Below are 19,534 nucleotides of genomic sequence, written 5' to 3'. Positions count from 1 at the left end.
CAGAGAATATTTATATTCTCAATCTGGTGATTATGGCCTGAAGGTAACACCCGTTCCCATACCGAACACGAAGGTTAAGCTTCAATGCGCCGATGGTACTGCAGGGGTAACCTTGTGGAAGAGTAGGTTGTCGCCAGGTAATAAAAAAACACTAAGTTTAACTTAGTGTTTTTTATTTTTTTGTAAATAAAATAGCAGTAGTTTGTATTTGGTTAAATTTACTTGAAGTTAGATTTTCAAAAAACATTTATATTCATATCTGGAGATTATGACCTTGAGGTAACCCACGTTCCCATACCGAGCAGGTCGGTTAAGCTTCAATGCAACCATGGTACTGCAGGGGTAACCTTGTGGAAGAGTAGGTTGTCGCCAGGTAATAAAAAAACACTAAGTTTATCTTAGTGTTTTTTACTTTTTTGTAAATAAAATAGCAGCAATTTGTATTTGGTTAAATTTACTTGAAGCTAGATTTTCAGAAAATATTTATATTCTTATCTGGAGATTATGGCCTGAAGGTAACACCCGTTCCCATACCGAACAGGTCGGTTAAGCTTCAATGCAACCATGGTACTGCAGGGGTAACCTTGTGGAAGAGTAGGTTGTCGCCAGGTAATAAAAAAGCACTAAGTTTAACTTAGTGCTTTTTACTTTTTTGGTGAATTTATCTATAAAGTAGATTATTATTTAATATTCGACTTTTTGGTATATAATAAGATATGAGATTACAAATATATTATTATGAATTGTATAAAATATATGTAATTAATATGAAATAAGGGAGACAAATTATGAAGAAGGCAATATTTTTTGATATAGATGGAACATTAATAAGTTGTTTAAATGATATAACTCATATTACTCCAAGAGTAAAAAAATGTATTAAAGCATTGCAAAATGATGGTAACTATATTTTTATAGCAACTGGTAGACCTTATGCGTTTTTAAACAACGAATTACTTGAGTTTGGTTTTGATGGATTTGTACTTACTAATGGTGCACAAGTAATAGTTGGAGATGAGGTGATTTACAAACAACGAATTAATAAGGATACTATTAATAAAATTGTTGGTAATTTTGAAAAATATGATGTTCAATACATATTGCAAGGAGATATATATTCATACATGAAGAAAGAATACAAGGAGCTATATTTAAACTATGATAGTTTTAGTATTTCCAGAAAGTATATAAAAGAAGAATATAATATTAATGATATTGATGTATATAAAATGGAAATGTTATGTACAAATAAAGAAGCGGCAGATTATTGTTTATCATTACAAAATGAAGAATTTGAGTGCAATCATAATATATCAGGAAATATATTTGAAATATATTCTAAAAAAGAAACAAAAGCATCAGGAATAATGAAAGCACTAACTTATTTAAACGTATCTATCGAAAACAGTTATGCATTTGGTGATGGTAAAAATGATGTAGAAATGTTAGAGGCAGTTGGATGTGGAATTGCTATGGGTAATGCTAGCGATGAAGTAAAAATGCATGCTAAAAAAGTGACATGTGATGTTGGCAATGATGGAGTAGCAGTAGGAATTGAAAAATTCATAAGGTAGATATACTTTAGATATTAATAAAAAGAGTGGATTATAATATATATATTATAATCCATTTTTTTTATGATATATTAGAAATATTTCAATATATCTGTTTTTACGTGGTAGGATGTTATATTATAATCTAAATCAATCTAAATCATAAAATTACTTGAAATCTTTATAATCTAATATAATATTTGCTTTTGCTTCTTTAATAAGCCTAGATCCCCAAGGTTGAAGTACTAATGCAGCATCTATGTCTCTCTAATGTAGTAAGGTTAAAATATCTGCATTTACTGCTTGCCTAATTTCAACGGTCCCACCTTTTCTTTTATCTTTTAAGTCCATTGTCAGATATTATTTTTCTAAAAGTTAAATCCTGAGTGTTTCCAAACTGAGGAACTGCGATTTTTTTGCCACTTAAATCTTTTAGATTTTTAATAATCACACCTTTTCTAGATACTAATATTTTCATGGTATAATACTCAAGGTATATTGTATTAATGAGTGAATGAGAAAAGAATATTAGAGAGATGGGTGAAAGTAAATGTCTATACAGGTAATAATTGTTTTAATTCTTACGGTTATCATTTCTATAATTTCAACGCTTGCTTATTCTGTAAGAATTGTTGGGGTAAGGACAGGAAGAATAGCAGTATCTTTTGCAGTTTTCAATATTTTTGCACTAATATCTAGGACTGCAAATAGTATTCAAGCACCATTATTAGCTAAAAAAATTGAAAATACTATAAAAATTGGAAATCCTGAAACTTTATTAACTACATTTAGATGGATATTAGGTTCGACAACACTGGCAACAATTATTGGTGCAGCTTTGATGCCAACGTTTATAAAAATCTTTGGAAAAGCTGTAGAATCATTTAGTGTTAATCGTTCAATATCTAAAGTGTTATTACATGGGTTTTCAAAATCTGGGATAGAGCAGTTTAAAAGGAGTGTCACTAAACCAAACAAAGAAAATTTGTTACAATTAAGAAATTTAAAAATGATTCCTAAAAGAATAGTGGTTCTTAACACTATAGCATTCGCTATATCAACTGTTGGTGTTTTAGCATCTTTGTATGCTGGATGTTTAAATCCGCAATTAAGAACAACATGTAGTACATTGTCAGCTGTAATAACTGGTGTCGCAACAATTATTATGGTAATATTTACTGATCCTTTTATATCAATCTTGACTGATGATGTTATAAATGGAGAATGTACTCAATTACAATTTGATAGATGTATAATCTTTATTGTTGGAGGATTAATAGTAGGTACACTTTTAGCTCAAGTTCTATTAGTACCAGCGGCAAAAGTAATATCATTTACTGCTAAGTTAATCTAAATGATAGCAAAAAATAGCATATTGTGGTATGATATATAGTAATTCAAATTTATTCACATTTTAATAAAACTGATTTTTTCTAATATTTATTAATTATAATATTAGATGTATTATCAAATTCAATATATTAGAGGTATTAATAATGAAAAAAGGATATTGGTTTATTATTCTATCTGCATTTCTTTTCAGCACTATGGAAATAGTTTTAAAAATGGTTTCCACTGAATTTAATCCTATACAGATAAATTTCTTGAGATTTTTTATAGGTTCTATACTACTACTTCCATTGGCTATTAAAAGCTTGAAAAATAGAAAACTTTCATTAAGTAAGGATGATGTTAAATTTTTTCTTATTACAGGTTTTGTTTGCGTGGTAGTAAGTATGAATTTTTATCAGCTTTCTATTTTATACTGTAAGGCATCTTTAGTTGCAATTCTTTTCAGTTGTAATCCGGTGTTTGTAGTTACATTTGCCTTCTTTTTACTTGGTGAAAAATTATATAAACATACTGTTGCTTCGATGATTTTAAGCATAATTGGAATGATGTGTATATTAAATCCTTTTAATATGACTATTAGTTTGCTTGGAATAATATTTATCATTGTTTCATCTGTTACATTTGCTTTATATAGCGTAATATGTAATAAAAGATGCATGAAATTTGGAGGAATAGTCATAAATTGTTTCACATTTTTATTTGGAAGTCTAGAAATGTTAATACTTATACTTATTACAAAATTAAGTTTTGTAGCAAATTTTTTCTCCACTCGTGGGTTAAAAGAATTTGCAAACATCCCTATTTTTCATGGTATAACTTTAAGCAATTTGCCTATGTTAGCATACATCAGTCTTTTTGTTACTGGACTTGGGTATACATTTTATACCTTAGCAATGGAAGAAACTTCTGCGACTACTGCATCAATAGTTTTCTTTATAAAGCCTGCTTTGGCACCAATTTTAGCATTAATGATTTTAAAAGAAGCAATTGAAATAAACACAGTAATAGGAATTTTGTTTATTATTATAGGCTCTATTATAAGTTTCACAGCCACAAGTCGAATGGCTAAGTTAGAGATTACAGAAGTAGAAGTGAACAATGAATAAATATAAAATTTATATAGAATGGTATTAATAACATTACACAAAAAATATAACTATGTGTAAAACTCTAAAAGTGATGGTGCTTTTAGGGTTTTACTATTTGTAATTATAAATCATTCATTTAAGGGTAAAAGACATTTTTACAGCAAATTGAGACATTTTTTTAGTTTAATTGACCTTTTAAATAAGGATCCATACATATTGTATTTATATCATATAAATAGAGGAAATTTGTATTTTATATAGAATATGTATATAGGCAACTTGTAATAAAAAGTTGCCTATATATATTAAATAAATGAAATTAGCATTGTAGTATAGAATATATTCTTTTCAGGAGGCTTTAATTCTTGTATGATAAATAGTAAATACATAAAATCTTATATTTTCTTCATATCTTTTATAATCTTTTCTCTATTTTTTCTTAGTCCTGTTTATGCTGAGAATGCAGTTCAGAAAAATGTGTTGATTTTAAATTCAAATGGAAATGATAGTAGTATTACGGCTGGGAATCAATCAATGAATTGGACAGGGCAAATTACCTCCGCAATAAATTCAGAGTTTGTTAATAGTAAAAAAAGTATAGATGTTAAAATTCAATATTTGGATTCTGGTTATGATTATGAAAAAGAATTTTCACAGGTGTTTTATAAATTATGTAAATATAAATTTAAAAACACTAAATTTGATGTTGTGGTTACTTTAGATGATAATGCATTTGAATTTTTGCAGAAATACGGAGATTCTTTATTTCCGGGTACTCCAGTTGTATTTTGTGGAGTAGACAACTTTAATAAGTCTAGAATTAATAAACATCCTCTATTTACAGGGCTTGTAAAAAGTTCAGATATTCAAGATACTATAAATATTAGTTTAAAACTTCATCCAACAACTAAACAAATATTTGTAATTACAGGCAACGATTCAAAGGGTATTATCGCTAAAAATATTATAGAAGATTTAGCACCTTCATATAAAGGTAAAGTTAAATTCTTATTTTCTGATGAAGGAAATATTACAAAACTTAAGAAAAAAATAAAAAGTTTAACTAAAGACACTATTATTTATTTTGATCCTAATGGAACAATTAAAAATGATAATGGTTATGACATTTCAATTGAAGAAAGTGTTAATTATCTTTTTAAAGATGTAAATATCCCTATGTATTCTACAGACTATCTATTTACTAATAAACAAAGTGTTGGTGGAGTTGTTACATATGGTAAAGACTTAGGAAAGCAAACAGGTAAACTAGCCTTAAAAATAATGAATGGTGAAAAAGTGTCAAATATCCCTATTACTGAGGATTCGGCTCACAGATATGTATTTAATTATGAAAAATTAAAACAATTTAATATAAATATGAAAGATTTACCTAAAGGATCTGAAATTCTTAATAAACCTCATGAAACATATAATATGTCTAAAAAACAAATTTTGATTGTTACATCTATTGTTCTATTTATAATTTTAGGAGCAATTATTTTTGTGATTATTAATATAAATAAACGTAGGCATGTTGAAAAATTGTTATCGGAAAGTGACAGTTTGTTAAATACATTAATAAATTCCACTTCTAATATAATTTACTTTAAAAATGCTAAGGGTGAATTTCTTGATATAAATAATTCAACATTAACACTATTGGATATGGATGAAAAAGATTGTAAAAATAAAAACACTGAGCAATTGATTAATATATCAATAGAAGCAAAACATGTATTAGAAAGTTGGTCAAAGAAGGATGGAAAAGCAAGGGATACAGGCATAATATGCAGAAGTGAAGAAGTTATAAAAGATAAGAGAGAGAATAATAATAAAATATATGATACGTTAAGAATACCATTATTTAATGATGATGGAACTTACAAAGGGTTGATACTATTAGGTTTTAACATAACAGATTCAAAAAACAATGAGCAGAATGAAAAGATGATTAAAGAATTAATAAGTTATGATAAATTAAAAACAAACTTCTTTTCAAATATTTCTCATGAACTTAGAACACCTTTAAATTTGATTTTTAGTGCTCTTCAAGTTATAGAACTAAAAAATAATCCACTTAGAGAAGAACATGAACACATAGAGAAATACACAGATATAATGAAACATAATTGTTTCAGATTGCTTAGAATTATTGGTAATCTGATAGATATAACAAAAATTGATGCAGGTGATTTTTCTATACATATGCAGAATAATGATATAGTGCATGTAGTAGAAAATATTGTATCATCAATTGTTGTTTATGTTAAAAGTAAAAATATTTCTATAATTTTTGATACAGAAATAGAAGAAAGAGTTATGGCTTTTGATTTAGATGCAATGGAGCGAATAATACTGAACTTATTATCCAATTCAATTAAATTTACTCCTAGTGGTGGAAAAATAGAAGTTAATATATACAATAAAGTAGATAGTGTAGTTATAGCGGTTAAAGACACTGGAATAGGAATACCTGAGGAAAAACAATCAGCTATATTTGAAAAGTTTGTTCAAGTTGACAAGTCTTTATCCAGAAACAGGGAGGGAAGTGGAATAGGACTTTCATTAGTTAAGGAGTTAATAGTCATTCATAACGGAACCATTGAGTTACAAAGCACTCCTGGCAAGGGCAGTGAATTTAAAGTAGAAATTCCTGTTAGATTGTTGCCTGAAGATGAAAAACCTAAAGAAAATGGAGATTTTTCAAAAGAATGCAAAGTGGAACGGATTAAGATTGAGTTTTCGGATATATATGATTAAAGATTAGGAAGTAAAGCAAAGAAAGTAGTGTGTGATTGCAATGTGAAACTTGCAAGTTATATACTACTTTTTGTATTTTATTTTGGACAATTTATTGCTTAAAGTGTTAGAATTAATTAAAGTGGTATATAATAATATTATTAACGACATTTCAGAAGGAAAGTATTCCACTTCTATAAGTGGGATTTACCTACCATAGCAAAAATAAAACTTCAGTTGGAGTTAAATCTCCTTCTGAAGTCGTTGCAGCTCCGAAAAGGAGATGATGCATCTCTTTAAGAGATGCTACAGCTCCGTAGGAGATGATTTAATAGCAAGGGGAGTTTCAAAATAAATTATAAGGTGTGTTGATATGGAAGAATTAAAAAAAGCGATTGATGAAATAGCTAAGCAAGATATTATTAAATTAGTTATAAGTAATAAGGCAAACAAGGATTCAGAGTATAATAAAATAACATTTGTATTAAAAGAAAATGATGTAAAAAAATATTACCAAATAGAAAAGTATACTGATAAGCAAGTGTTCCATGAAAATATTGATACAAATATCTTAGGAGATAAACTTTTAGAATACGTATCCTCTAATTATAAACAAGTGGATGCTTGGTCAAATATAGCTACTTATGATTTGAAAATATCTAAAAAGGGCAAAGTACATTTAGGAAAGAAAAATGCTGATAATGCAACTATTGATAATAAAGAACATAATAAAGAAAAAAATTATATTCTTAAAGAAGGTATGGCGATAGAACCTCTTATAGATTTAGGTATTTTTACAAAAGAGGGCAAGGTAGTTAATTCAAAATATGATAAATATAAGCAAATTAATAGGTTTGTTGAGATTATTGATGATGAAATCAAAAAAAATGATTACAAAGAGCTTACAATATTAGATTTTGGGTGTGGGAAATCTTATCTAACATTTGTATTATATTATTACTTTGTAGAAATTAAGAAGATTAATGTTAAAATGATAGGCCTTGATCTTAAAGAGGATGTAATTAAGAACTGTAATGACATAGCTAAAAGATATAATTATGAAAATTTACATTTTGAATTAGGGGATATAAATGGATTTAAATATGATAATAAAGTAGATATGGTAATTACATTACACGCATGTGATACAGCTACTGACTATGCTTTGTATAATGCGATAAAGTGGAATAGTAAGATGATTTTTTCTGTTCCTTGTTGTCAACATGAATTTAATAGTCAAATTAAGACAGAATCATTGTCTATATTAACAAAGTATGGAATAGTACAAGAAAGAATATCATCACTTATGACCGATTCAGTTAGAGCAAATCTTTTAGAAAGTGTAGGGTATAAAACTCAGTTATTAGAATTTATAGATATTTCACATTCTCCTAAAAATATATTAATTAGAGCCACTTTATCTAATATCCCTTTAGATATAAAAGAAAAAGCTTTGGCCGAAGTTAATAATTTAATGAATCAATTTAATTTAAATCCAACATTATTTAATTTATTAAAAAAAGATAATTTAATATAATTTTTATATTTCATATAAAAGTGAATTTTAATTTTTTTAAAGAAAATTGGAGGAGATTAATATATGTTAACAATATATGCGGTATCTGATTCAATAGGGGAAACAGCTGAACTTGTAGCAAAGTCAGTTGAAAGCCAGTTTCCAGATAGTATTACAATAAAAAGAGTACCATATATTAAAACAGCTGAGGATGTTAATAAATTTATCAGCAAAATAGATAGTAACTCTAAAGTCATGATTATTTCAACTATAATTATGGTAGATGTGAAGGAATTTTTAGTCCAAAGATGTGTAGAAAAAGGAATATTTATATCAAATATATTAGGACCAGTTATAGGACTTGCGTCGAAGCTATTAGATAAACAACCAGAATATATTCCTGGTGCAATATGGAACATGGACAAGGATTATTATAAAAGAATAGAAGCTATGGAGTTTGCTATACAATACGATGATAGTAGAGATTATAATGGAATAAATCATGCTGATGTTGTTCTTATTGGAGTTTCAAGAACATCGAAAACTCCACTATGCATGTATTTAGCTAATAAAGGAATTAAAGCAATAAATATACCTTTAGTGCCGGAAGTGCCTGTTCCAGAGGAATTATATAACATTCCTGGAAGAAAGATTATTGGGCTTACAATAAATCCTTTTGAGCTTATTGAAATAAGGAAACACAGAATGGACAAATTTAATGGACTCAATTCTAGTTTTCAATATTCTAATGATGCAAGAATATTAGATGAGTTAGATTTTGCAGAAAAGATAATGAAAAAGACAAGGTGTTTAATAATTGATGTTACTAAAAGAGCTATAGAGGACACGGCATTAATTATTATGAAAAGTATAGCATAGAAATATATATTTGACATGGCATAATGTTGTTTAGTTGATTAAATTGCGAAAGGTGGAACTTCATGGATGATTTCAATAAAAGATTAGAAACCATAAATAAATATTTGGAAGCCGATCATTTTAACTCTATTTTTCCTATTTGCGAAAGAATTTTAAATGATGATTTTACTCAAACGCAAAAATCTCAAATATGCTTTATTATGGCATGTACTTATAAAGAAATAAAAAATTATGAAAAAGCTCTTGTAAGTTTTTCTGATTGTATAAAATTTGATAGCAATAAAGAATATGCATATGTTAGAAAAAGTGAACTTTTGTTTATGCTTGATAGGTTTGAAGCAGCTTTAGTTTGTTCTAAACAAGGACTTTTAATATTTAATGAGAATACAATGTTAATAAAAATTAAAAACCTATGTGTTAAGAAGTTGTGTCAATTTAATCTAAAAGCATCAATAAACAAAGATAACATTATGAAAGAAAAAATAACAAAAGAAACTGAAAAGGATAAAGTAGTACATAAATTTAAACTAAATAAGTTTGGATTGGTAATTATTGTATTGATAACTGCTATATTAGTATTTTTAGGTTCATTTTTCTTTGCATATAAAGCATTTTCTTAAGGAAAATAGAAAAATACTATTATATTGATGACCAAATGCCTATCAGTAGCATTTATATTGACTGAGTAAGCAGGAGTACTTTTTCTTTAGTGATTCATTGTTATAAAATCTTATTAGGCATACAAGAGAAGGAAACTGCTTTGTGAAGGATATAACAATTATACATAATAAGCTAATACTTAAGTATATAGAGAAAAATACAATAAGTAACACCATGTACACATCATCTTAGAGGGACGATTTGTACATGGTGTTATTTATATTTTTAATAATATTTAATTTTTCTTTGTGCCTTTTTTTATTACTTCAGCTTTTACCTGATAATGATCGTTTGAAATTAGTTCATGACTAATAACATTACTATTTTGTATAGTATCTTTAAAAGTTCTTACACTATATCCAGTCAAAGGAAATTGATCTACAACATTTTTACCAACTGGTAGAGTAGAATCATTAATATATTGCACCGGACCAGGTTTGATAGTGTTATAAACATCATTTACTAAAGTATAAGATTTATTATTTAAACTTGAATTAGAATAAATATTAAAAGTTAGTACTTTATTGTTTACTGTACTTTCGATATAAACAGGATACTCTAAAGTATTTTTAAATTTATAATCCAAATTGCCCCAATCTACAGTAGCATCCATGCCTAGGGGTATATAAGTTGAAGGTATCGAATGATGATTTCTTTCAGTAGATTTAATGTTTGACCTTATTACTGCGTTATAAAGTGAGGTAGATACCTGACATATTCCGCCACCATAATCTGAACTTACTTTGGTTCCAATATCAACGGGAGCGGGCTTATAGCCTTTTGCTGCAGTTCGTTTTCCAATTTTAGCATTAAAACTAAAGCTTTCACCTGGCATTATAAGAGTTTTATTTATACTATTGGTAGCAAGGATTATATTAGTAGATCTTCCATAGGATGAGGTACTGAAATTAGAAGAAAAACTTGAAAGCTTTGTATTAATAGTTTGAAGCTTCTCTTTTGTTTTAATTGCAGAAAGGGTTTTAATTTCTGCTTGAACAAAAATATCAGGAGTTTTTATATTTCCACTTATTTTGCTTATAATATCTTTCTTTAGTTTATCATCTATAAGCTTAAAACCTTTTGTATCTGAAACTACCCTAAAATTACCACTAACCATAGAAATACTTGCATTTTGTGGGGTTTTATTAACTTCCTTTTTCATATTTGAAATTAAATCGTTAATAGATTTAGGATTGTAGGTAAATTCCATTTTAAGTTCTTTCTTTATAGGTTTTTTAATCAATTTATATTGATCGTACATTTTTAAGTCCTTTCCATAATTAAAAGCTTCTTTTACAACAGCATCAACATTATATTTCGCATTTATTTGTGTATAATTTAATGAATATGTTTTTGTTGGTGTTTTTATGTATATATTTTTTTTTAATATAGCAGATGAATACTTTTTAGTGACTATATCATTAGCTTGTGCTAATGTTTTTCCAGATACATCTACCTCAGCAATTTTAACCCCGGGGTATATAAGACCTGACCATTTTTTTGTATTAATATACATATAGCAATAAAATCCACTTGCACCTAAAACAACGATTAAGGGTAAGGCTAGTTTTATCAGAAATTTTTTTTCCATAAGTTTAATTATTCCCCCAGACTTTATTATATTATATTAGCAAAGTTTTTTTATATACTAATTTACTTTTAAATTTTCTATTTAGTATATTTAATTTAAACAATAGCACTTTTAATATTTTATATTGAAAGTATAACATAATTACTAACATGATTGACCTTTATTCTTTTAAAACATCTGTATATATTATAATACATATATTTAAACTAATTAATAATAAAAATGCAATTATAAGATAATTATTTCTGAAATAGAAATTTTAGAAAAATTTAATGTAAGCAGAACCCCTGTTAGAGAGGCATTTGCGCGGTTATCACAGGAAGGATTAATAAGCGTTTATCCTCAAAAAGGAACATTTGTATCTTTAATTGATTTATTGTCGGTTGAAGAAGCTAGGTTTATGAGAGAACACTTAGAAAGAGCTATATTAAGATTAGCATGTGAAAATTTTCCAAAAGAAATTATTATAGAACATTTAACAATGGTTAATTTTGATAAAAATCAATTGAAACAAGATTATACAAGTTATTTTAAGTAGCAATCATTTCTCATTAAATATACTTAGTGTAGAAAAAACTAAACATAAAGTTAGTGAGAATTTAATCTTATTGCAGATGAAATGAAAGATCCAGCTTTAAAGAAGCTAGTGAAGAATATTGGCTATATTGAAGGAATGCCAGTGGTTACTGATCCTAAAATATTTAATCCAGAAGATTATATTAAGGAAGTAATTGAGGTAAAACTTCCAAATCCATATATACCAGATACTCCACAAAGAATAGTATCAGACACTTCTCAAAAAATTGGGATAAGATTTGGCGAAACAATCAAATCATAAACTCAACTTTTAAAAGAAGATTTAAATCAGTGTAAAATAATTATAGAAGATGGATTAAAGTCACAAAATAGTAGTTAGCTGCATATAATAATTAAATTTAGCATAGTGTAATGTTAGGTTTTCTATAATTTTGTAGGAACAGTTTAAATTAATTAATTATATATTTATGTTATAAATTGTCGGATGATGTATTATAGTGTATAATGATTAACGAAAGTAGAATTGGACATAATGTAAAGAATAGATATAGGAAAAGAAAAAGTAATAGTAATAGTAATAGTAATAGTAATAGTTAAATTATATGCCGTAATGGTTAAAGGATGGTAATGAGAATGTATAAACACGAAATATTATTTCAAGATTATTTAGAACTAAGGAGTAAAGAGTCTAAAAAACATATTGCAGGGTTTGAAGAATACAATGAACCTGGGAAAGACACAGCAATTAAAGTTAATTTAAGAAATGGTAACTCGCTAAGAGTTTATTATAATGGTAGTAATATAGATTGGTGTTAATTAAATAAAAATTTTAAGCACTCTGCTAATTCAGGGTGTTTTTATATTAAATTAGGTATATACTATTAGAGATATACTATTAGGTATATACTATTAGTAAAAAAGGGGAGAGTTTTTATATGAGGTCAAAGGGGAATAAAATATCCATAATTGGAGCAGGATTTGTAGGTTCTACTACTGCATTTGCTTTAATGACGAGTGGATTAACTTCTGAAATTGTAATTGTAGATATAAATAAGGATAAAGCTGAAGGGGAAGCTATGGATTTAGCACATGGTGTATCTTTTGTAAGACCTATAGAAATATCTGCTGGAGAGTATGCAGACACTAAAGATTCAGATATAGTAATTATTACAGCTGGGGTTGGTCAAAAACCAGGACAAACTAGATTAGATTGTATTTCAAGAAATTTAGCAATATTTAAAACTATAATTCCAGAGGTTGTAAAATTCAGTCCTAATTCTATACTATTGGTAGTTTCAAATCCTGTAGATATACTTACTTATATAACATATAAGCTTTCAGGATTCCCAAGTAATAGAGTTATAGGATCGGGAACAGTTCTTGACACATCGAGATTTAAATATCTGCTTGGTAAACACTTTGAAATTGATGCTAGAAATATTCATACTTATATAATGGGTGAACATGGCGATTCGGAAATTGCAACTTGGAGTTTAACTAGTATTGCTGGAATGAACATTGATGAATACTGTCATATTTGTACTGAAAAGTGCAATGGAGAGATTAAATTTGATATATATGAAGAGGTAAAAGACTCAGCTTATACTATTATTAAAAAGAAGGGCGCAACTTACTATGCAGTTGCATTAGCTATAAGAAGGATAGTTGAAGCAATATTAAGTAATGAAAAATCTATTCTTACAGTATCTTCTCTATTAAAAGGAGAATATGGAATTGAAGATATATATATGGGAGTACCAACAATTATAGGTAGAGATGGTGTAAAGCAAATATTGGATGTTAAACTAAGCGAAGATGAAAATACTAAATTATTTGAATCTTCAAAGGTGCTTAAAGCAGTTATAGAAGATTCAAAAATATAGAATCTAATAATTTAAATTTAAAATACCAGTAAAATATTTTACTGGTATTTTTAATTGTTTAATAAATAGATTTTAGATGCTATATTTTTTAAGCAAATAGTAGTAGTATTAGAAGTAATATTAGAAGTAATGAAAATAGGAGGGACATATGGAAAATACAGTATTTCTCAATTTAGCAAAACTTAACTTTGATAATAAACTCAATTTTTCATCAATATCAGAACTTACTACTTTTACAAAATACGATGAAAGTAGCGATAAAGAAATTTTGAAGCGTGTAAAAGATCAAACTATAGTAATTACAAAAGAATTACCTTTGGGTAGAGAGTTAATATCTCAATTTCCAGACTCTGTGAGACTTATCTGCGAAGCAGGTACAGGATATAATAATATTGATATTGCATCTGCAAGACAAAAAAATATTACTGTCTGCAATGTTCCTAGTTATAGCACCCAAGGGGTAGCTGATTTAGTAATTACTTATATCTTGAATTTTAGTTCTTCATTAATTCAGCAGCAAATTATGCTTAAACAGAAAAATTTTGATAACTTCAGTAAACATTTACAACTCCCACATTTTGAGTTGCAAAATAAGACACTTGGAGTAATTGGAGGATATGGTGCTATTGGTCGCGAGGTTATAAAAATTGCATTAGCTTTGGGAATGAACATTAATATATATAGTAGAACCAAGAAACCGTGGGACAACCCAAATGTACATTTTGTTTCAATTGAAGATTTACTTAAACAGAGTGATTTTGTTTCACTTAATTGTCCATTAACCAAAGATACATTGAATTTTATTGATAAGGATAAGATAAGATTAATGAAACCTTCAGCATTTATCATTAACACTGCAAGGGGAGCTTTAATAAAAGAAAATGATTTAATTGAAGCATTGCAAAATGGAGAAATTGCTGGTGCTGCCCTTGATGTTCAAGATCCAGAACCACCTAAATTAACAAATCCATTGTTTGATATGGAAAATGTTATTTTAACTCCCCATATTGGGTGGAGGCGTTTTGAGACGAGGCAAAGGCTTATTGAACTTATGGCTGATAATATTAAATCATTTATTAAAGGAAAATCAATTAATGTTGTAAATTAATGAAACTACAAATTGTTATAAACTATATCTTAAATGTTTTTACCTTATAAATAAATATGTGCATATAAAAAATCCTCCCATTGTAGGAGGATTTTTAAAATTAAAGATAACATTAAGAAATAACTTCATTAGTTTAAGAGGTAGGATACTTTATTAGCAAGTTATCGAAGATATTCCTCTTAAGTATTTGCAAGCATAAACTATGATTTCTCTAATTCTATAGAGTTCACTTTCTTTATTTCTTGCCCTCCAAATTTTTGCATAATCACAAAACCAAATTTCTAGGTTTTCTGCTAGGTCGTTTGGCATGAATACAGTATCTTTTACATCCTTCCCATACTCATTTTTTAAAAGGTTTAAGAAAAAACTATCTACTAATTGTATTGCCCTTGCTGAAACAATAAATTCTTGCAAATCAAATGTGTTAATACAAACTTTTTTAGATAATGTTGTAAATTTAGTTTCTATTTCACATGCTAAATTATAGCCATCTAAAATCTCTTCCCAATCAAGTTTATTGAGACTTTCGTTGAACTTCAAATTTTTACTGTGGTTTTCTTTCCATTCGACCAGTTCAAACCATCCTACAACTTGTTTTTTGGACAATTGATTTAATAGAGAAACGAGTGTAAGCGAATCGTCACCATACTCTATTAAAGACAAGCCTTTAAACACATTTTCAAATTCCTTTTCTCCATTAGGGTTCCAAGATAAGGAGGCTCCATATGCCATGCCAGGGATTGAGCTACTTAAAAAATTTATATGCCCAAAATCACCCCAGTCAGTATTTAGAACACCTGTAGCACCATATTTAACACCATAGGCAACCATTCTTTTTATATTTTCGAAACCTTTGTCTACTTTGTTTACGAGTTGATTCCAGCCCCATACGCCTGGGCATACGTATTGTTCCATGCCTGATTCAGTTATTGCCTTTGTACCATCTTCATTGGCATTTTCGTTGTAATCCCAATTTAGACATATGGCATCTTTGCTTATATCATCTAAAAGTTCTGGATGTAGTAAAATAACATCACCCCAAAACATTACTTTCTTCCCTTTTTTCTGTACTATATCTATTACTTTGTTTAAAAAATCTACATATAATCTTCCAACACCTACTTCATCTGCTTTAGCTTTACTTTTGCCCTTGCCTAAGTCGAAGGTTTCATCACAACATATATTAAATGTATTGGAACTAAATAGAGGCATATATTGTGTTAACATTTTTTCAACTAGTTTTATGCTATCTTCATTAGTTGAATCCAGGGTGTGTGAATTCATTCTATTCTCAAAGGAATATTCGCCTCCCTCACTGTTATCTAGTTCACACAATTTATTGAAGGATTTTGATCTAAGTACTTCATACATGTGTCCAAAGGTAGATAATGAAGGGATTAGTTCAACATGCTTTTTTATGCAATATTGGTCTAATATTAATATCTCCTCAGCTGTTAGTGGATCTTTATCCATCCATATTTCGCTCATGCCTTTAAATGCAAAAGTATGTTCTATATATAATTGTAACTGATTAATCTTATAAAAAGAGGCCCTGTCAACTAGTTCCATAAGATTTTTAAGTGTTGGAACTCTGCCTCTTGTAACATCGTGATAGAATCCTCGGTTAGCAAAGTAGGGCTCGTCTTCAATTTTAAGATTATTAAGTATAGAACCATATTGCCTAACTATTTGTCTTAATGTTTGTACTCCATAAAATATACCTATAGAAGTAGCTGCACTTATTTCAATGCATTTTCCAGAAATATTTAAACTATAAGCTTCTTTTGGTCCTATTGTTTTTTTAAAATGAATTATAATTTTATTACTATTGCAGTCATAAGATTTATTTATTACTAATTTAAATCCTAATCGTTGTTCAATTTCTTCTTGCAATAAAATAGCTGCATTTAGATCGTCAAAATCACATCGATAATCTAAAACTATTTCACTATCTCGTCTAAGCTGCAATGTACCTTTTTTTATCTCTAATTTTTTTGGACTTGGTATTAAAAACATATTGTGCACTTCCTAAATTTTTTCGATTATGATTTGTGTTACTACTTTTTAATATCCAGTTAATTCTCAATTTTATTGGATATTTTAGCTATAACCATAAATAAATAAAAGCATTCTTTTTATAATAGTCTTGTGATAAAACCTCACAAAAAAAGATGCTAATACAATGAATATAAAATTTTATCAAAATAGAATATTTAAAACAAATATTCATCTATTTGTTTACGTTATACCATTTTAAACAAAAAATCAATAGGTTTAGAAATAATAAAATAAAACTTTCTTTATTAGTAATAATATCAGTAATGGTGTAAAATATATTGAATGATGGCAAGCACTGGAATTTTATGTTAATGAAGTTACCAAGGGATTAAACAACAAACATATTTTATGAATTTTCAGGTTACATAGCTATTAATTAAGGAGGAAACAATTGGGAGAATTAAAAACAAGCGACATAGAAAAGAGCCAATTAAAAAGAGGACTAAAATCTAGACATCTTAATATGATTGCTATTGGTGGAGCAATCGGAACAGGATTATTCTTGGCTTCAGGAGGGACTGTAAGTCAAGCAGGCCCAGGAGGGGCATTGGTTGCATATACACTAATAGGAATAATGGTATATTTTTTAATGACTAGTTTAGGCGAAATGGCCACATTCATGCCAGTTACTGGTTCATTTGAAACATATGCATCAAGATTTTTTGACCCAGCATTGGGATTTGCATTAGGTTGGAACTATTGGTATAACTGGGCAATTACTGTTGCAGTTGAAATGGTTGCAGGAGCTATGATTATGAAATATTGGTTTCCAAATGTACCATCAATTATTTGGAGTATTTTATTTTTGGTGATATTATTTGGACTAAATATGCTCTCAGCTAAAGCATATGGTGAATCAGAGTTTTGGTTTGCAAGTATTAAAGTAGTAGCAGTTCTAGTGTTTTTGGCGGTAGGTGTTGCAATGATTTTCGGAATACTAGGAGGTCATCACATAGGACTATCAAACTTTACGTTTTTAGATCCTAAAAGCGGTGCGAGAGGACCATTTCCATATGGGTTTAAAGGGATATTAATGGTTTTCTTAATTGCAGGGTTCTCTTTCCAGGGAACAGAATTAATTGGTATTGCGGCAGGAGAAAGTGAAGATCCAGAGAAAAATGTACCTAAAGCAATAAAAAGTGTATTTTGGAGAATTATTATTTTCTACATAGGTGCTATATTTATTATCAGTGCTTTGATACCTTTTACAGAGGCAGGTGTCACTACGAGCTCTTTTACAACTATTTTCGCAAGGGCAGGTATTGCAGGTGCCGCAAGTATTATGAATGCTGTAGTTTTAACATCGGTACTTTCTTGCGGTAATTCTGGAATGTATGCGGCTAGTCGTATGTTATATGCAATGTCAAGAGAAGGAAGGGCACCAAAAGCTTTTTCTAAAGTAAATTCAAAAGGGGTTCCTGTAAATGCCTTATATATTACTACACTAGTAGCTTCCGCATCTTTTTTAATAGGCTTATATGCGCAAGAAACAGTATATATGTGGTTAGTTGCGGCTTCAGGTTTGGCTGGATTTATAGCATGGGTAGGAATTGCATTATGTCACTATCGTTTTCGTAAAGCATTCATGATTCAAGGTAAAGATCTAAAACAATTAAAATATAAAGCAAAATTTTTCCCTTTTGGTCCAATTCTTGCATTGGTGTTATGTGTAATTGTAATATTAGGACAAGGAGTAACTTATTTTTTTGCAAGTCCAATTGATTGGAAAAATGTTATCGCTTCATATATAGGATTACCTTTATTTTTAGCTTTATGGATAGGATATAAGATAAAGCATAAAACTAAGATTGTTGATTTAAAAGAGGCAAGTTTCAGTAAAGAACCAATTAATTATAAATAATAAAATAATATAATTATTAGAATTTAAACTGGTATCTATAGAATGGGCATTTTGAAATAAGGTGTTTGAGCTATAGGTACTTTTTTATATAAATTTTATTTAGCAAATTGACGAGTATTTATAATAGTGATAAGAGTAGTAACAGTCACTAATATTGTTAAGATTAGAAATATTGACAATATTAGAATTACTTAACCATGTGTATCTAAATGCGAAATAGCGAATTATTTAGAGCTATATGTCGGAATATAAAGATGAGTTACGTAGAGAGCTTCCATAATGAAAGCATACTATTAATAATGTGATAGAATATTCCTTGTCGTCACAAACAAACGTGCGATGAATTAAATTTGATGTTAATTAAAATTTAATAAGTTTTTTATAAAGCAAATTAAAAAAAGATTGACAAAAGAAGAAATATCTAGTATTATAGTAGGAGTTGTCAGATGATGACAAAGCAAGTTGGTCTTTGAAAATTAAACAGAGAAATAGGTAAAGAAATGAAATAATATTTTGTTTTAAACCAGTTAATTACTTTAGTATAAAGTAAAATTTAGTCGTAAGACTAAAAGTATTGTAATGAGCTCGCGTATAACTTAACAGTTGTCGCAGATTAATCATTTCAAATAAAAAGTGTAAACTTTTAAATTGAGAGTTTGATCCTGGCTCAGGACGAACGCTGGCGGCGTGCCTAACACATGCAAGTCG

The 19,534-nt window shown here is 28.3% G+C and carries 14 protein-coding genes, 4 rRNA genes and 2 pseudogenes; 17 read left to right on the top strand and 3 right to left on the bottom strand.

Translation table 11 applies throughout. The annotated features are described in order from the left end of the window. The first annotated feature begins 22 nt into the window (after positions 1–22). The 4 genes from rrf (KPL38_RS12510) to KPL38_RS12495 all read left to right on the top strand — a co-directional run bounded on the left by rrf (KPL38_RS12510) (position 23) and on the right by KPL38_RS12495 (position 1,574). Positions 23–139: ribosomal RNA gene (gene rrf / locus KPL38_RS12510) — 5S ribosomal RNA — on the top strand. 119 nt (positions 140–258) lie between these two features. Next, positions 259–375 (top strand): 5S ribosomal RNA (gene rrf, locus KPL38_RS12505). Between the two features lie 119 nt (positions 376–494). Then, a 5S ribosomal RNA gene (gene rrf, locus KPL38_RS12500) occupies positions 495–611 on the top strand. Between the two features lie 177 nt (positions 612–788). Further along, positions 789–1,574, top strand: coding sequence for an HAD family hydrolase (locus KPL38_RS12495; protein WP_216289465.1), 786 nt, complete (start codon positions 789–791; stop codon positions 1,572–1,574). Positions 1,575–1,887: 313 nt separating this feature from the next. Here KPL38_RS12495 and KPL38_RS12490 read toward each other — a convergent pair whose 3' ends face one another. Beyond that, positions 1,888–2,031, bottom strand: a complete 144-nt coding sequence (locus KPL38_RS12490) for an ABC transporter substrate-binding protein (protein ID WP_216289464.1) — start codon at positions 2,029–2,031, stop codon at positions 1,888–1,890. A 72-nt stretch (positions 2,032–2,103) separates the two neighbouring features. Between KPL38_RS12490 and KPL38_RS12485 the strand changes: the two genes are divergently transcribed. From KPL38_RS12485 to KPL38_RS12460, 6 genes are all read left to right on the top strand, one after another. Then, on the top strand, positions 2,104–2,907 hold the full coding sequence (locus KPL38_RS12485; protein ID WP_216289463.1) for a lipid II flippase Amj family protein: 804 nt from the start codon (positions 2,104–2,106) through the stop codon (positions 2,905–2,907). 142 nt (positions 2,908–3,049) lie between these two features. Continuing rightward, on the top strand, positions 3,050–4,012 hold the full coding sequence (locus tag KPL38_RS12480; protein ID WP_216289462.1) for a DMT family transporter: 963 nt from the start codon (positions 3,050–3,052) through the stop codon (positions 4,010–4,012). Between the two features lie 351 nt (positions 4,013–4,363). Further along, positions 4,364–6,754, top strand: coding sequence for a sensor histidine kinase (locus tag KPL38_RS12475; RefSeq protein ID WP_216289461.1), 2,391 nt, complete (start codon positions 4,364–4,366; stop codon positions 6,752–6,754). Positions 6,755–7,106: 352 nt separating this feature from the next. Beyond that, positions 7,107–8,270 (top strand): class I SAM-dependent methyltransferase, encoded by a 1,164-nt coding sequence (locus KPL38_RS12470; protein WP_216289460.1) that lies wholly within the window; start codon positions 7,107–7,109, stop codon positions 8,268–8,270. A 63-nt stretch (positions 8,271–8,333) separates the two neighbouring features. Continuing rightward, a complete protein-coding gene (locus KPL38_RS12465; protein ID WP_216289459.1) occupies positions 8,334–9,128 on the top strand; it encodes a pyruvate, water dikinase regulatory protein in 795 nt (264 codons plus the stop codon). Between the two features lie 62 nt (positions 9,129–9,190). Next, a complete protein-coding gene (locus tag KPL38_RS12460) occupies positions 9,191–9,748 on the top strand; it encodes a tetratricopeptide repeat protein (RefSeq protein WP_216289458.1) in 558 nt (185 codons plus the stop codon). A gap of 275 nt (positions 9,749–10,023) precedes the next feature. Here the strand turns inward: KPL38_RS12460 and KPL38_RS12455 are convergent, their stop codons facing one another. Beyond that, positions 10,024–11,379: a VanW family protein gene (locus KPL38_RS12455; protein WP_216289457.1), complete on the bottom strand. Its 1,356-nt coding sequence runs from the start codon at positions 11,377–11,379 to the stop codon at positions 10,024–10,026. Positions 11,380–11,620: 241 nt separating this feature from the next. Between KPL38_RS12455 and KPL38_RS12450 the strand changes: the two are divergent. The 5 genes and pseudogenes from KPL38_RS12450 to KPL38_RS12430 all read left to right on the top strand — a co-directional run. After that, positions 11,621–11,843: pseudogene (locus KPL38_RS12450) on the top strand (GntR family transcriptional regulator); the annotation flags it as partial. Positions 11,844–11,977: 134 nt separating this feature from the next. Further along, a pseudogene (locus KPL38_RS12445) lies at positions 11,978–12,214 on the top strand (mannitol dehydrogenase family protein); the annotation flags it as partial. Positions 12,215–12,549: 335 nt separating this feature from the next. Beyond that, positions 12,550–12,732: a hypothetical protein gene (locus KPL38_RS12440; RefSeq protein ID WP_216289456.1), complete on the top strand. Its 183-nt coding sequence runs from the start codon at positions 12,550–12,552 to the stop codon at positions 12,730–12,732. 119 nt (positions 12,733–12,851) lie between these two features. Further along, positions 12,852–13,799 carry an L-lactate dehydrogenase gene (locus KPL38_RS12435; protein WP_216289455.1) on the top strand — a complete coding sequence of 316 codons (948 nt, stop codon included), beginning with the start codon at positions 12,852–12,854 and terminating at the stop codon, positions 13,797–13,799. A gap of 148 nt (positions 13,800–13,947) precedes the next feature. Then, positions 13,948–14,907 (top strand): NAD(P)-dependent oxidoreductase, encoded by a 960-nt coding sequence (locus KPL38_RS12430; protein ID WP_216289454.1) that lies wholly within the window; start codon positions 13,948–13,950, stop codon positions 14,905–14,907. A 153-nt stretch (positions 14,908–15,060) separates the two neighbouring features. Here KPL38_RS12430 and KPL38_RS12425 read toward each other — a convergent pair whose 3' ends face one another. Continuing rightward, positions 15,061–16,923: a beta-N-acetylhexosaminidase gene (locus KPL38_RS12425; protein WP_216289453.1), complete on the bottom strand. Its 1,863-nt coding sequence runs from the start codon at positions 16,921–16,923 to the stop codon at positions 15,061–15,063. Positions 16,924–17,428: 505 nt separating this feature from the next. Here KPL38_RS12425 and KPL38_RS12420 point away from each other — a divergent pair. Then, positions 17,429–18,826 carry an amino acid permease gene (locus KPL38_RS12420; protein WP_216289466.1) on the top strand — a complete coding sequence of 466 codons (1,398 nt, stop codon included), beginning with the start codon at positions 17,429–17,431 and terminating at the stop codon, positions 18,824–18,826. Positions 18,827–19,470: 644 nt separating this feature from the next. Continuing rightward, positions 19,471–19,534, top strand: a 16S ribosomal RNA gene (locus KPL38_RS12415); the annotation flags it as partial.

The sequence above is a fragment of the Clostridium psychrophilum genome (genome assembly GCF_018861705.1).
Classification (GTDB): Bacteria; Bacillota; Clostridia; order Clostridiales; family Clostridiaceae; genus Clostridium_AD; species Clostridium_AD psychrophilum.
Note: the sequence above shows the minus strand (reverse complement) of the source record. Positions and strands in the feature narration are given on the sequence as shown.